The organism is Pseudomonas sp. GXZC, from assembly GCF_026967615.1.
In the GTDB taxonomy this organism is placed as follows: Bacteria; Pseudomonadota; Gammaproteobacteria; order Pseudomonadales; family Pseudomonadaceae; genus Aquipseudomonas; species Aquipseudomonas azotoformans_A.
Genome location: NZ_CP114115.1, coordinates 5,018,321 through 5,032,171, shown reverse-complemented (window position 1 = coordinate 5,032,171; position 13,851 = coordinate 5,018,321). Strand labels below are relative to the sequence as shown.

General features: G+C 61.1%; 9 protein-coding genes. 3 read left to right on the top strand and 6 right to left on the bottom strand.

Features of this window, described 5'->3' with window-relative positions:
- Positions 1–52: 52 nt before the first annotated feature.
- A complete protein-coding gene (locus OZ428_RS23650; protein WP_015885095.1) occupies positions 53–205 on the bottom strand; it encodes a DUF3309 family protein in 153 nt (50 codons plus the stop codon).
- Between the two features lie 328 nt (positions 206–533).
- On the opposite strand from OZ428_RS23650, the gene OZ428_RS23645 reads away from it, so the two are divergent.
- Both OZ428_RS23645 and csrA read left to right on the top strand, forming a co-directional pair.
- A complete protein-coding gene (locus OZ428_RS23645; RefSeq protein ID WP_269131507.1) occupies positions 534–1,349 on the top strand; it encodes an SDR family oxidoreductase in 816 nt (271 codons plus the stop codon).
- 129 nt (positions 1,350–1,478) lie between these two features.
- On the top strand, positions 1,479–1,682 hold the full coding sequence (csrA, locus tag OZ428_RS23640) for a carbon storage regulator CsrA (RefSeq protein WP_269131506.1): 204 nt from the start codon (positions 1,479–1,481) through the stop codon (positions 1,680–1,682).
- Between the two features lie 8 nt (positions 1,683–1,690).
- Here csrA and OZ428_RS23635 read toward each other — a convergent pair whose 3' ends face one another.
- The 4 genes from OZ428_RS23635 to OZ428_RS23620 are packed head-to-tail and all read right to left on the bottom strand — an operon-like array spanning position 1,691 to position 6,696.
- Positions 1,691–1,918 carry a YheU family protein gene (locus OZ428_RS23635; RefSeq protein ID WP_269131505.1) on the bottom strand — a complete coding sequence of 76 codons (228 nt, stop codon included), beginning with the start codon at positions 1,916–1,918 and terminating at the stop codon, positions 1,691–1,693.
- Positions 1,919–1,977: 59 nt separating this feature from the next.
- Positions 1,978–3,162 carry an osmoprotectant NAGGN system M42 family peptidase gene (locus OZ428_RS23630; RefSeq protein WP_010208883.1) on the bottom strand — a complete coding sequence of 395 codons (1,185 nt, stop codon included), beginning with the start codon at positions 3,160–3,162 and terminating at the stop codon, positions 1,978–1,980.
- 24 nt (positions 3,163–3,186) lie between these two features.
- Positions 3,187–4,920 carry an N-acetylglutaminylglutamine synthetase gene (ngg, locus tag OZ428_RS23625; RefSeq protein WP_269131504.1) on the bottom strand — a complete coding sequence of 578 codons (1,734 nt, stop codon included), beginning with the start codon at positions 4,918–4,920 and terminating at the stop codon, positions 3,187–3,189.
- A gap of 3 nt (positions 4,921–4,923) precedes the next feature.
- Positions 4,924–6,696 carry an N-acetylglutaminylglutamine amidotransferase gene (locus OZ428_RS23620; protein WP_178950762.1) on the bottom strand — a complete coding sequence of 591 codons (1,773 nt, stop codon included), beginning with the start codon at positions 6,694–6,696 and terminating at the stop codon, positions 4,924–4,926.
- A 309-nt stretch (positions 6,697–7,005) separates the two neighbouring features.
- Between OZ428_RS23620 and OZ428_RS23615 the strand changes: the two genes are divergently transcribed.
- Complete coding sequence (locus tag OZ428_RS23615) at positions 7,006–11,856, top strand: NEL-type E3 ubiquitin ligase domain-containing protein (protein ID WP_269131503.1); 4,851 nt, start codon at positions 7,006–7,008, stop codon at positions 11,854–11,856.
- On the opposite strand, the gene mnmC is transcribed toward OZ428_RS23615, so the two are convergent.
- Positions 11,857–13,845 carry a bifunctional tRNA (5-methylaminomethyl-2-thiouridine)(34)-methyltransferase MnmD/FAD-dependent 5-carboxymethylaminomethyl-2-thiouridine(34) oxidoreductase MnmC gene (mnmC, locus tag OZ428_RS23610; RefSeq protein WP_269131502.1) on the bottom strand — a complete coding sequence of 663 codons (1,989 nt, stop codon included), beginning with the start codon at positions 13,843–13,845 and terminating at the stop codon, positions 11,857–11,859.
- Between the last annotated feature and the right edge of the window lie 6 nt (positions 13,846–13,851).

The following is a 13,851-nucleotide window of genomic DNA, read 5'->3' as shown; positions in this document are numbered from 1 at the left end:
ATAACCGGCAATAAAAAAGAGGCCTTTAAAGGCCTCTTTTTTTGTCCGGCTTTTATATCCGGCCGAGCAACAACAGCACCAGCAGGACGACCAGCACAACACCCAGAATACCCGACGGGCCATAACCCCAGTTACGTGAGTGAGGGAATACTGGCAGACCACCGACCAGCAGGAGGATCAGGATAATGATCAGAATGAGGCTCATGGTTTTTTTCCTTATTGGCCTTCTGCAAAGACCGGTTATTAACGATAGGCCCGCTAGTTGATTCACGAACGCCTTAACAACTCCGACTGTTGCCCGCTGCGGAAAATTCAGTATTTTTTTAAAGCATTTCGCACACGTGCTTATTTCTTTTAATGCGTTCGCAAATATACGTTGTTAGTTGAAAAATATTGAACTTAGGCTATACGCGAACCTCCGACCCGGCTGACGGTTTGCCAGGGGCATTCAGCAATCTGATGGTGGATGGGGGCAGGAAAGACCTTCGCTACACTGCCGGTCACTTCTTCCGTGAACCACAAGGCTACTTCCTATGCAAAATCGCATGATGATCACTGGCGCCGGGTCGGGCCTGGGCCGCGAAATCGCTTTGCGCTGGGCCCGTGAAGGATGGCAGTTGGCCTTGTCAGATGTCAGCGAACCCGGCCTGCAGGAAACTCTACGGCTTGTGCGGGAGGCGGGTGGCGACGGGTTTTTCCAGCGTTGCGACGTGCGCGACTACAGCCAGCTCACCGCGTTTGCCCAGGCTTGCGAGGTGAAACTGGGTGGCATCGATGTGATCGTCAACAATGCCGGTGTGGCCTCCGGTGGGTTCTTCGCGGAACTGTCCCTTGAAGACTGGGACTGGCAGATCGCAATCAACTTGATGGGCGTGGTCAAGGGCTGCAAGGCGTTCCTGCCGCTGCTGGAAAAAAGCAAGGGTCGCATTATCAACATCGCGTCCATGGCGGCGTTGATGCAGGGCCCGGCGATGAGCAATTACAACGTGGCCAAGGCCGGTGTGGTGGCGCTGTCGGAAAGCCTGCTGGTGGAACTCAAGCACCAGGAAGTCGGCGTGCACGTGGTATGCCCGTCATTCTTCCAGACCAACCTGCTGGATTCGTTCCGTGGGCCGACCCCGGCGATGAAGGCCCAGGTAGGCAAGTTGCTTGAGAGCTCGCCGATTTCTGCGGCGGACATTGCCGACTACATCTACCAGCGCGTGGCAGAAGGCGAGTTCATGATCCTGCCCCATGAACAAGGGCGGATGGCGTGGGCGTTGAAGCAGAAGAACCCGCAGTTGCTCTATGACGAGATGACCACCATGGCCGACAAGATGCGCGCCAAAGCGCAAGCGGCCAAGGGCTGATTAAGTAGAGGTCTGTCAGGTAAATTACCTGAATGTGTAGGTAGCGCCTGATTTTGCCGCAAGCCATTGCTGCCGGACACCCCCAGCGGGCATGGTCGAGGTCCTTTCACTGTCAAAAGGACAACCGCCATGCTGGTCTTAAGCCGCGCTGTAGGCGAAGTCATCTCCATTGGCGATGACATCGCCGTGCACATCCTTGAGTTGAACGGTAACCAGGTGAAGTTCGGCGTTGAAGCGCCGCTCGGGGTGCATGTTCACCGCGCAGAGGTGTACCAGAAGATTCTCGAACGCCAAGCCGCCGGAACCCATCCGGTGCCTGTGCCCAACCCCTGAAAACCCGCTCAGTCGAACAGATGCTCGGGCACGTCGTGCTTGAGCATCAACTGGCACTGCTCGCTTTCCGGGTCGAACACGATCAGTGCCTGGCCCTTGGTCAAGGCCTGGCGCACGCGCAATACGCGGGTTTCCAGGGGGGTGTCGTCGCCATTGTCGGTGCCGTCGCGGGTGACAAAATCTTCGATGAGGCGGGTCAGGGTGTCGACTTCAAGTGCGTCGTAGGGAATCAGCATACAGGCCTCGGGTGATGGATCCCGGCGATGCTACTGCGCCGGGATCATAGTTGCCAGCCTCAGGACTTGTTGCCTACCAGGCTGTCCACCGACGGCACACGGGTGTCGCTCTCCATCTGCGTCTCGTGCTCGATCTGATGGCTGAACCTATCCAAGGAGCCCTGGGCCGGCTGTGCATCACTGGCGAACACCGGCGGGCTGAGGATGTAAGCGCCCAATAGACGACTCAACGCCGCGAGGCTGTCGATATGGGTGCGCTCGTAGCCGTGGGTCGCATCGCAGCCAAAGGCCAGCAAGGCAGTGCGGATATCGTGGCCAGCGGTGACCGCTGAATGTGCGTCACTGAAGTAATAGCGGAACAGGTCGCGACGCACTGGCAACTCGTTGTCAGACGCCAGGCGCAGCAGATGCCGCGACAGGTGATAGTCATACGGCCCGCCGGAATCCTGCATCGCCACGCTGACCGCGTGCTCGCTGGAGTGCTGGCCGGGGGCGACCGGGGCGATATCGATGCCGACAAACTCACTGACGTCCCAAGGCAGGGCGGCGGCGGCACCGCTGCCAGTTTCTTCGGTGATGGTGAACAGCGGGTGACAGTCGATCAGCAAGGGCTCGCCACTGTCGACAATGGCCTTGAGCGCCGCGAGCAGGGCGGCGACACCGGCTTTGTCATCCAGGTGGCGGGCACTGATATGCCCGCTCTCTGTGAACTCGGGCAACGGGTCGAAGGCCACGTAGTCACCGATGCCAATCCCCAAGGAATCGCAATCGGCGCGGGTCGCGCAGTAGGCGTCGAGGCGCAACTCCACGTGGTCCCAGCTCACCGGCATTTCATCCACGGCGGTGTTGAAGGCATGCCCGGAGGCCATCAACGGCAACACGCTGCCCCGAATCACGCCGTTATCGGTAAACAGGCTGACGCGGCTGCCTTCGGCAAAGCGGCTCGACCAGCAGCCCACCGGCGCCAGGCTCAGGCGGCCGTTGTCCTTGATCGCACGCACGGCCGCGCCGATGGTGTCCAAGTGCGCGGACACGGCGCGGTCGGGGCTGTTTTTCTGGCCTTTCAAGGTCGCGCGGATGGTGCCGCGACGGGTCATCTCAAACGGGATGCCGAGTTCTTCCAGGCGCTCGGCCACGTAGCGCACGATGGTGTCGGTAAACCCGGTGGGGCTGGGAATGGCGAGCATTTCCAGCAGAACTTTTTGCAGGTAATTCAGATCCGGTTCGGGGATGGTTCGGCTCATAAAGACTCCTGGGGTTCGGATCGTTCAGCTATGGGGAAACAGCAAATCCACAAATTTCTCCGCGGTAGGCTGCGGTTCATGATTGGCCAGGCCGGCCCGTTCGTTGGCTTCGATAAACACGTACTCGGGTTGATCGGCGGCGGGCACCATCAGGTCCAGGCCCACCATGGGGATGTCCAGGGCACGGGCGGCGCGCACGGCGGCGTCCACCAGCGTCGGGTGGAGGATGGCGGTGACATCTTCCAGGCACCCGCCGGTGTGCAGGTTGGCGGTGCGGCGCACGGCCAGGCTCTGGCCACGGGGCAGGATGCTGTTGTAGTCGACACCGGCGGCTTTCAAGGTGCGTTCAGTTTCGGCATCCAGGGGGATTTTGCTTTCGCCGTCGGTGGCGGCCTGGCGGCGCCGGCTTTGGGCTTCGATCAGCGCGCCGATGGAATGGTGGCCGTCACCGGTCACCTCGGCAGGGCGACGAATCGCAGCGGCGACCACCTCGAAACCGATCACCAGGATGCGCAGGTCCAACCCTTCGTGAAAGCTCTCCAACAGCACACGGCTGTCGAACTGCCGCGCCGCTTCAATGGCCTGCTGCACCTCTTCGATGCTCTGCAGGTCCACCGCCACGCCCTGGCCTTGCTCACCGTCCAGCGGCTTGACCACGATGCGCTGGTGTTCGTCGAGGAACTCCAGGTTGTCATCCGCGCTGCCCGCGAGTTGCTGTGAAGGCAGTTTCAAACCGGCAGCTTTCAGCGCTTTGTGAGTCAGGCTTTTGTCTTGGCACAGGGTCATGCTGATGGCGCTGGTCAAGTCGCTCAAGGACTCACGGCAACGCACACGACGCCCGCCATGGCTCAGGGTAAACAAGCCGGCATCGGCGTCATCCACTTGCACGTCGATGCCGCGCCGATGGGCTTCCTCGACAATGATCCGCGCATAGGGATTGAACCCCGCCTGCGGACCCGGGCCGAGAAACAACGGCTGGTTGATGCCGTTCTTGCGCTTGATCGCAAAAGTGGTCAGCGCACGAAAGCCAAGCTTGGCGTAGAGGTTCTTGGCCTGACGGTTGTCGTGCAGCACTGACAGGTCCAAGTAGCTCAAGCCACGGCTCATGAAGTGCTCGACCAAATGGCGCACCAACACTTCGCCCACGCCGGGGCGCGTGCATTGCGGGTCGACCGCCAGGCACCACAGGCTGCAACCGTTTTCCGGGTCGTGAAAGGCTTTTTGGTGATTCAGGCCCATGACGCTGCCGATCACCGCGCCGCTGTCTTCGTCTTCCGCCAACCAATACACCGGGCCACCTTGATGGCGCGGCGTGAGGCGTTCAGCGTCGACCGGCAACATGCCCCGTCCCTGATACAACTGGTTCACTGCCAACCAATCCGCCTCGGTCTGCACCCGGCGAATGCGAAAGCCGCGGAACACGCGAGTGGCGGGGCGGTAGTCGGTAAACCACAGGCGCAGGGTGTCGGAAGGGTCGAGGAACAATTGCTGCGGGTCGATCCCCAGGATCTGCTGGGGCGCCGCGACGTAAAGCGCGATATCCCGCTCGCCCGCCTGCTCGTTGAGCAATTCCTGGGCGAGGCTGGCAGGGTCTGGAAAGGTATGACCGATCAACAACCGGCCCCAACCGCAATGCACGGCAATCGGTTCGGCCGCCAATGGGCTGCCATCTTCCGCCAGCCGGGCTTGCAGACGCTCGTATGACGGTGCCTGGCCCTTCAGCAAACGTTGGCTGTAAGCCGCTGCATGGGGTTTCATCAATCAGATTCCTTGTTCGCTGAGCCACAGGTTCAGCGCCGCCAGTTGCCACAGCTTGGAGCCGCGCAGCGGAGTCAATTGGCCTTGCGGGTCGGTGAGCAAACGGTCAAGCATCGCGGGGTTGAACAGGCCGCGATCCTGGCTCGGGTCGAGCAACAGTTCACGTACCCAGTTCAGGGTGTCGCCCTGCAAATGCTTGAGGCCAGGCACCGGGAAGTAGCCTTTCTTGCGGTCGATGACCTCGCTTGGGATCACGCGGCGCGCGGCTTCTTTCAACACTTGTTTGCCGCCATCGGGCAGCTTGAACTTACCCGGCACCCGCGCGGAGAGTTCCACCAGGCGGTAGTCCAGGAATGGCGTGCGCGCTTCCAGGCCCCAGGCCATGGTCATGTTGTCGACGCGTTTGACCGGGTCGTCCACCAGCATCACCGTGCTGTCCAGGCGCAGGGCCTTGTCCACCGCGGCATCGGCGCCCGGCATGGCGAAATGCTCGCGCACGAAGTCACCGGCGGCGTCATTGGCGGTCAGCCATTTTGGCGCGACAGTCGCCGCGTAATCGTCGTAGCTGCGGTCGAAAAACGCATCGCGATAGGCCGCGTACGGATCGCTGGCGCCGTCCACCTGCGGGTACCAGTGGTACCCGGCGAACAGCTCATCTGCGCCCTGGCCGCTCTGCACCACCTTGCAATGCTTGGCCACTTCCCGCGACAGCAGGTAGAAGGCGATGCAGTCGTGGCTGACCATCGGCTCGCTCATGGCGCGGAAGGCGGCGGGCAGTTGCTCGATGATCTCGCTTTCAGCAATGCGCAACTGGTGGTGACGGGTGCCGTAATGCTTGGCGATCAGGTCGGAGTATTGGAACTCGTTGCCCGCTTCGCCGCCGGCGTCTTCAAAGCCGATGGAAAACGTCGACAGGTCTTGTACGCCGACTTCGCGCAGCAGGCCCACGAGCATGCTCGAATCGACACCACCGGAGAGCAACACGCCCACATCCACCGCCGCCCGTTGGCGAATGGCCACGGCTTCGCGGGTGCTGTCGAGGACGCGATCGGTCCAGTCTTCCAGGGTCAGGTTTTTTTCGTCGTCGTGTGGGCCGTAAGGCAGGGTCCACCAGGTTTTCTGCTCGGTCTTGCCGCTGGCGTCGATGCGCATCCAACTGGCTGGCGGCATCTTTTCGATACCGGCCAGCAAGGTACGCGGCGCGGGCACAACGGCGTGGAAGTTCAGGTAGTGGTTGAGGGCCACCGGATCGAGGATCGGGTTGATATCGCCGCCCTTGAGCAACGCTGGCAACGCCGAGGCAAACCGCAATCGCTGGCCGGTCCGCGACAGGTACAACGGCTTCACGCCAAGACGGTCACGGGCGATGAACAGACGCTGGGCATCACGCTCCCAGATGGCAAAGGCAAACATGCCGTTGAGCTTGGGTAGCAATGCCTCGCCCCAGGCGTGGTAGCCCTTGAGCAGCACTTCGGTGTCTCCACCGGAATAGAAGGCGTAGCCCAGGGCTTCCAGCTCTTCACGCAATTCCGGGAAGTTATAGATCGCGCCGTTGAAGGCCAATGACAGGCCGAGCTGCGAATCGACCATCGGTTGGGCCGAGCCGTCCGACAGGTCCATGATTTTCAGGCGCCGGTGGCCGAGTGCAATCGGCCCTTGGGCATGGAAGCCCCAGGCGTCGGGGCCACGGGGAGCCAGGTGATGGGTGATGCGCTCAATGGCTGCCAGGTCGGCAGGTTGGGCATCGAAACGTAATTCTCCAGCTAATCCGCACATAAATTCCTTACCGGTTTTTCCGTTGGGGAGGGGAAACACTCAATACGCCCCGAAGGGCGCGTACCCAGAAACTGACACGGGGCTATTCGTGGAGTTTTAGACCGATAAGTTATAAGGCAAATAGCCGCAATCTCGACATGGCCTCTGTCGGCCGTGCGCGGGCTGCGTGCCAGTGGTGGTACAAGAAGCCGGTTTCGCCGCAAAATCTGCGGCGTTTCAGCCCTTGAATGCTGCGGTTTTTGAACCTTTTTCCACGGGCCGCGGGTTTATCGTCTCCAGCCATCATTGATTGCATCAGGGAGGGTTGGAATGACTGAAACACAGGGTTTATATGAAGAGGTTGCCCCCGTAACGCGCGATGAGCTGGACGCCGCCTTACTCGATATGACCGGCGATCTGGATAAGGCACAGGTGTTGCACCAGACGTTGCCGCACTGGATGCTCGACGCGCCGCCGGGCAGCCTGGCGGCCGTCGAGCAGGCCTACCTCGACAGTGGGGCCCCGCGCCAACGCCTTGAGCAGCGCCTTGGCCGGCTGCAGCCGTTGCATGAGTTCTGCACGGCAAAACTGCAGGAATATCTGGTCGGCAAAGGGCATGCGGGGCTGAATGTTCGCCAGGACTATCTGGAACGCCCCAGGAGCGAACCGTTCGAAATTGCGCCTAACGTGAGCGGTATTCCGATTTTTTCGACCACTCTGGAAAAACATAGCCTGGTGCAGGCGGCCATGCAGAATTTTTCCGAAGCCGAGGCCGAACCCGACGGCTTGCCTAAAAAGTCCCTGATTCGCCGGGGGGCTGACGACAGCATTGTGTCAGGTCTCACTGCGCATCAATTCGTGGGCTATTGCCGTGATCTGGATCTGGGCAACGCCTACCAGGCGCATTTACGCGACGTCTTCAGCCTGCCTGCCCCAGGCGAATCGGCGCTGCCCCTGAGCTACAACCTTGCCGCACTGGATGTGGGACGGGGCAAGCGCGCCGATATGCTGACAGACCTGCACCTCGCCCTGGCCAGGCAAGCTATCAGCCAGGCCACCCATGCTCGTCTGCTCAAGTTGATCAAGGCCGACTTGCCAGCCGCCCGGCATGCCGATTCGGAGTTCACCCAGAAACGCCTGATCTGGCAGGGGCTTAATCTGGACAAGGCCTGCCTGTGGAGTGTGCTGGTGTTTTCGGAGGCGCAGGCCGGTGAGCTGGCCGAGGATAACCTGATCGTCTACATGCCCGACGAACCGCTGCGTCCCTGGTACGAATACTCGACCCTGGCGGACTTCAAGCAGTACCTCACGCTCAAGTTGCGAGTGGCGTCCTACCGGCAGGCGTTCGTACGCTATCTGGACGAATCCGAGCGCGTGGACTTTCTCAGCCACTTTCAGGCCGGTGGTGCGCTGGGTTCGCTGCAAGCAATACCGGTAAACGACAATTTCAGCGATTTTTTCTTCCGCGCCTGCGTCGGCAAAGTCCAGTTGGATGCGCGGGTATTGGCCGTGCCCAAGGCTCAAGTGGATGAAGACGCGCGGCAACAGCGCCTGTGGGATTACCTCAACTTCGGGCTGGATGTCCTGAATGTTGCAGCCTTCGTGGTGCCGGTACTCGGGCAACTGATGATGGGTGTTGCCATCGGTCAACTGCTGGGGGAGGTGTTCGACGGGGTCGAGGACTGGAGGCATGGCGACAACGCTGAGGCGCTCAAGCATCTGGTCAATGTGGCGGAAAACCTTGCCGCCATGGTGCTGTTCGCGGCAGGCGGACGCGTGGTGGGGTCGCTCAAGCGCAACTTGGCCTCGTCAGCAGAGTTTTTCGACAAAGTCGAGGCCGTCAAGCTACGTGATTCCCAACCAAGGTTGTGGCGGCCACGGCTGGCGGCCTATCGCCAAGCGGTGGAGATGACCGATTCGGTGGCGCGTAACTCGCAGGGCGTATACCTGGCCAGCGAGGGCCTCTATATCCAATTGGCGGGCGAGTCGTATGCCATTGCTTTTGACGCCAACCTCGGGCAATGGCGAATCATCCACCCTCAACGACCGGCCGCGTATCGGCCGCCATTGCAACATAATTTCCAGGGTGGCTGGCAACACGACTATGAGCGTGCGCGGGAATGGGCTGAGCCGTTGAACATCCTCCATCGCATTGACCCTGGCCTGGTCGAGGTGCCGTCAGACGACCTACGAAGTATTGCTGCCATTAATCAAATGGACCTGCCTGCTTTGCGCCAGCTGGCTCAGGCGCACAAAGCCCTGCCGGAGCGCTTCCAGGACGGGGTGGCGCGGTTTCGCCAGCACCGCAAAGTGCTTGACTTGATCCAGGCGCTGGAGCCCGAGCAGGCTCTCACACCCGCCACCGCCCGCAGCCAGATGCTCGCTTTGCCGCTGATACCCAGTTGGCCCCAAGGGCGCTTTTTCGAGCTATTGGACGCTGACGGCAACCTCCTTGAGAGCTACCCGGACCTGGCTCCCCTCAACTATGAAGACCTGAGCATTCATATCACCGAGCAGCAACTCAAGGATGGCCAAGTGATGGAGACGTTGCTGCAAACCTTGGGCGAGGAAGAACGCAGCACGTTGCTTGGCGCCAGCGTACCGCTAGAGGACGCCCAGCCGCTGCTCAAGCGTCGTTTGCTGGAGGCTGTGAATGCACAGCATCGCGTCCTTTATGAGCGGTTGTATGACGATTATAACGGCGTCGCCACCGGTGACCTGGCGCCGCTGTGCGCGCGCTTTCCGGGCTTGCCGCGCCGATTTGCGTGGGAGCAACTGTCCGAAGCGCGCACCTTGGATCGCCGCTATTTGCGCAAGGACAATCGTGTGTCGTTGACATTAGAAGAGCGCTGTCGCGAAGCGATTGAGCAGATGGACGAAGACGATGCCCTGATGGGGTTGTACTGGCCGCCCCTGGCCGGTACCGGAACGCAACGCGTGATCTTCGGCTTGCTCGGAGGGCTGGCGCATTGGCCGCAGGATATGTGTGTGCAGCTACGTGAAGGTGGCATGACCGGGGACGTCCTTGAGCAGGTAGGGGCTTCCGGTGCTTCGGTGCAACGTACCATCGTTCGAGATGCACAGGGTTTTCAGGCCTTCGATGAGCAAGGCAAGGATGTGAATACCCGTGTCAGCGGCCCTGATGGATTGCTTCGGGCGGTGGTGGATTGCCTGTCGACTGCGCAAAGGAAGCTGATGGGCCTGGAGGGCGATCAAGCAGTGGACCGCCTGCGCAGCCAGTTACGCTTTAGGAGTCAGGACGAACGTCCGCGTATGCGGCGCTACTTGCGAACGCAGCGTCCGGCCGTAGAGGAGCAACTGCCGGCTTGCGCATCCGCGCAGTTGCGGGAACTGGCCGCACCGGTACTGGCGGATTTTTCAACGGCGTTGGTGCGCAAAGTCAGAAAGCTCTACCCGGCGATGGATGGCGCGCAAGTCTTACATTTTCTGCAGGACGCGGGCGCCGACCACTTGAGCCGTGCCAAGGCGGTAAAGGCGCTTGAACAGGAGTTCAAGGCACTTCAGCAGGCGCTGAAACGCTGGGTCAGTGACCGTACGGACTATGTGCCTGAGGTCATCCCTTATTGGGATTATCGCCTCAGCCGTTCCCAGGTCCGGGAGGCCATCGAATGCAGCTGGCGCGGGCTGACTATGCTCAGGGACCCAGAGCAGCGCAGTGTCCCCAGCCTGGCGTTGGACGAGATGGTCGTGGGAAAACTGCCGACTTTGCCCGCCCAGATACGCTTCGAAAAGGTCAAACAGTTGTCTCTGCGTAACATGGGCTTGAACGATCAGGTGGCGTATTTTCTCAAGCACTTCAACAACCTGCACACCCTTGATCTGTCGCACAACCAAATCACACGCTTGCCCGAAGCCCTGTCGTTGATGCCTGACCTGACATATTTGTATCTGCCGCGCAATCGCTTGCAACTCACCGAACACACACGCAAGAAACTCGGTGAGATACGTCGGCTCAAAACCCTGAACCTGGCCCATAACCCTTTGCTCAACGCGCCCGATGTGACGCATCAGCATGATTTGCGCCGGTTGCGGTTGCGCGATTGCGGGCTTAAGGAGTTTCCTGTCGGTGTCGGGGGCCTGCAGTATCTGGATCTTGTGGACTTGCGCGGCAATTTGATCACCACATTGCCCGATTGGCTGTTTCTGCTGCCTCGCCGGGCTGGGCAGGCCTACAACCTGCGCCTAAACGCGTTGTCGGGTGAAAGCGCAGCGGCCCTGAAGGTTTATCTTGACCGCGTGGGCGTTGGCATGGGGTTTCTTGAGGACGACATACCCCGTTTGACCGAACAGAGGGCGCGGGAGAACTGGTTGGCGAATGAGCGTGTCGCTGACTATGTCGAGAAGAACCGGGTATGGACCGGACTGAAGAATGAGCCAGACAGTGGGGAGCTGTTTAATTTGCTCGCCGAGTTGGTCAATACCGCGGATGCCACCAAAGTGCGTGATGATTTGGAGCGGCGGGTATGGCGGGTACTGAATGCCACGGCTGCCCATGCAGCGCTGCGCAAGGAGGTGTTTGAGCGGGCCGGTGCACCGTTCAATTGCGATGATTCGACGGCGGTGAACTTCAGTGACCTGGAAGTGCTGGTGGAGATCGATGAGGTGTCCCGTGAGAACGCCAGTGAGCCATTGGCTGCCCGATCCCGGTTGAAAGTTGCCAAGGGGCTTTTTCGCCTCGACCAGTTGCGCAAAATTGCGGCTCGCCACAGTAGCGAGAATCCGACCTATGACCCCTTGGAAGTGGAGCTGGCTTACCGTGCGGGCCTGGCACGCCAGGTCTATTTGCCGGGTCAGCCAAGCGGTTTGTTGTTCCCGGACCTGGCAGGCGTCACCGAAGTGAAGCTCAGTCAGGCAGAGCTGGAACTCAAGCGTGCTGAATTATCGCCACAGTTACTGGCCTATATCGTCAAGCTGCCATTTTGGGAACGCTACCTGAAACTCGCTTTTGCCAGCCGTTTTGACACGTTGAACGCCCCCTTCAGCCTGCGCGCCGATGAGGTCTATGAGCAGCGTGAAGAGCTGTCGAGCGCCGAGTTTCAGCGCCTGATGAATCAGATCAGGCTGGAAAGGGAGCAGGCCGAAGCCGTCGAGATCGAGCGGCTGACCAAGGGCGCATTGCGCAGTGAGGACCTGCATGTGTGTGAAGCGCCGGCGGGTTGATCAAGATGCGGTCGCCTTGGCCCGGATCAACCCTCGCATGGCAAACCGGTTCGGATGACACGCCGCGGCCACGCTGGCCGGCAGCGGCAGCGGTTCAGCATCAATCCAGGCAGCCACCAATTCGCCGCACAACGGCGCGGTGATCAGTCCGCGCGACCCGTGGCCACTGTTGATGTACAGGCCTGGCAGCCAGGGGCAGGGCGTGTCCGGCACTTGTCGGGCGTCCTTGCTCAGCACGGCATAGGTTTGGTTGAACAGCGCGAGATCGGCCAGCGGCCCGACAATGGGCAGGTAGTCGGGGCTGGTGCAACGGAAGGCGGCGCGGCCTTCCAGCCCCTCGGGGTCGAGGTGGTCGGCGCCCAGGCGGACCAGCAAGTCTTCGGAGATGTCCCGCAGCATCTCCAGGTTGCCCGCGTGTTCAGCGGCGGTGGGCGTGAGGTCGTCGCTGTTAAAGTCAAAGCTGGCGCCGAGGGTGTGTTCGCCCAAGCGCGCCGGGGCGACATAGCCTTCGGCGCAGACCACGGTCGCCAGTGCTTCGCTCGCCGGGGTTTGCGCCAACCGGGTGATTTGCCCACGGATACGCTTGAGCGGCAGCTCGCTGCTCGCCGGAAAATGCTTGATGTCCGCGGCACCGGCCAGCACCACCACGCGGGCGCTGGCCAACAGCCGATCGCCGTCGAGGGCTTGCCACTGGTTATCGACGTACCGCAGTTCAACCGCGTGGTGATGGGGAAGCACGCTGATCAAAGGGTGCGCTGTTTGCCATTGGCACAACGCCGGCGGATGCACCCAACCGCCCTCGGGGAAAAACAGCCCGCCCTGTTCCAGTTGGATGCCGGCACGTTGCTGGGCCTGATCTTTATCCAACACGTGCAGCAACTCAGGCGCAAAGGCTTCGGCCAGTTTTGCCTGGCGCTCGGCTTCCTTGGCGTCGAAGGCCAGTTGCAACACGCCGCAGCCATCCCAGTCGATACCGCGATGCAAGTGTTCCAGCAGGCGCCGGGTGTGGCCGAAACCGCTCAGGATCAACTGCGACAACGCGGTGCCGTGGGCCGACAGCTTTAGATAAAGCACGCCCTGAGGGTTGCCCGAGGCTTCCTGGGCCAGTGCGGCATGCCGCTCCAGCAGGCTGACGCGCCAGCCACGGGCGGCGAGGCTGGCGGCGGTGGCGCAACCGGCGAGGCCGCCACCGATGATCATGGCGTGACGTTCGCCTTCGATAACCGGTGGCCGCGCAAACCAGGGTTTGGCGGCGGGCGGTGCAGGTGTTTCGGCGGGCCAACCGAGGAACTCGCCGCGCAGGATCTCCCACTTGTGGCCGATGCCCGGCGTGCGTTTCATCTTGAAGCCTGCGGCGTTGATCAGCCGTCGCACCCAACCGGTACTGGTGAAGGTGCTGATGGTCGAGCCGGGGGCGGCAAGGCGCGCCAGTTCGGCGAACAGTTCAGCGGTCCACATGTCCGGGTTTTTCGCCGGGGCGAAGCCGTCGAGGAACCACGCGTCGACCTGCGCGTCCAGTTGCGGCAGTTGCTCCAGGGCGTCGCCGATCAACAGCGTCAGGGTCACGCGGCCGTTGTCCAGCACCAGGCGTTGGAAGCCCTGGTGGATGGCGATGTATTGCTTGAGTAGCTGCTCGGCGAACGGTTGCAGCTCGGGCCAGAGGGCGAGGGCGCGTTGCAGGTCGGAGGGGCTCAGCGGGTACTTTTCCACGCTGACAAAATGCAGGCGGGCACCGGTCACGGCGTGCTGTTCGAACAATTGCCAGGCGCACAAGAAATTCAAGCCAGTGCCGAAACCGGTTTCGCCAATCACCAATCGCCCACCCGCCTGCAACGCAGCGAAGCGCTCTTGCAGACGGTTCTGTTCCAGGAACACATAACGGGTTTCTTCAAGGCCCGATTTATCGGAGAAATACACATCGTCGAAAACCCGCGAATGCGGGCGACCTTGGTCATCCCAGTCGAGCTGGGCGTGAAATACGGGGTTCATGGGCGA